This is a genomic window from Pseudoalteromonas sp. MTN2-4 (genome assembly GCF_042848605.1).
GTDB lineage: Bacteria > Pseudomonadota > Gammaproteobacteria > Enterobacterales > Alteromonadaceae > Pseudoalteromonas.
The window spans coordinates 1-716 of record NZ_BTGK01000050.1; the positions used below are offsets into that span (position 1 = coordinate 1).

The window sequence follows — 716 nt, forward strand, 5'->3', positions numbered from 1 at the left end:
GCGTTAGCTGTACAAGTAGGACTCATGACAACGATTGATTATTCTAAATACACAATGGATGAGTTACTGGATGTTAAGAATAATATAGATCCAGAATCACCTAATTATCCTGCCTTAATAACCGAACTTGACTCCCGAAAAGAGGAGTTATTCGAACATCAAGAAATGATTCGCCAAGAGTCATTTGATTTGGCTGAGAAAAGAGTAAAACTCATCGGTTATTTTCAAATTGCAGCTGCTATCGCAATACCTATTGTTTTATTACTTTCAGAAAACGTTTCATTTTTGACAATTGTTATCGCACTAATAGTAGTGGCGTTAAATGGTTTCGCCGGTTATACCGCATTAAAAGAGCTAAAAAAGTTTTATTGGGTATCAGTGTTCAATCAATCCCTGCAAGTTCTTAGCTTCGGTTTAGGCTCAGTGTTACTAAACTATTCTGGTTTAGGCGGCGTCTACCTTAGTATTACTTTTGCTGAGTCTACTTCATTCGGGCTTAAGGCCAATTTTAGTCCAGGCTTTTTGTATCAGGAGTATAATGGCAATATTGCAGAACAATTCGTGGCTATTGACATTATGGCTATTGTTTTTATTGCAGCCTTGGTGACAGTCGGTAGTACAGCTAACAAACTAATCAACGCGGACTAAAAAGCTAGGCTTGATTCGCGTTGCTCACAAGTATAGCCTAGCGTTTTTAGCCCATTATTAGGGCGTTA

The 716-nt window shown here is 38.1% G+C and carries 1 pseudogene; it reads left to right on the forward strand.

The window, feature by feature from the left end:
• A pseudogene (locus ACGHEH_RS21665) lies at positions 1-648 on the forward strand (hypothetical protein); the annotation flags it as partial.
• Between the last annotated feature and the right edge of the window lie 68 nt (positions 649-716).